The organism is Halalkalibacter lacteus (genome assembly GCF_036663595.1).
GTDB classification, from domain to species: Bacteria; Bacillota; Bacilli; order Bacillales; family Bacillaceae_D; genus Halalkalibacter; species Halalkalibacter lacteus.
Map to the genome: position 1 here is coordinate 1 of NZ_JAWRVL010000229.1, position 270 is coordinate 270.

Below are 270 nucleotides of genomic sequence, written 5' to 3' on the forward strand. Positions count from 1 at the left end.
GCCGCTGCCGCGCTTTAACGCCAAAAGAAAGGTTTCACATTGATCGTCAAGGTGTTGCGCGGTGAGCAAGGTTTCATCCACGGCCAGCGTGGCAGCAAAAGCGGAATAGCGCGCCGCCCGGGCCGCGGCTTCGATGCCGTCCTGACGGCCGTCAACCTGCACATATTGCACCACCAATGGCAGTTGCCAGGCGGCACATTGTTGGCGACAGTGCTCTACCCACCGATCGGCAAAAGAACTCAGGCCGTGGTGCACGTGCACCGCGCGTAG

Annotated in this window: 1 protein-coding gene; it reads right to left on the bottom strand. The window is 61.1% G+C overall.

The annotated features are described in order from the left end of the window. On the bottom strand, positions 1-270 hold a 270-nt coding region (locus SAZ04_RS22190; protein WP_332699776.1), incomplete at both ends, for a PP-loop family protein.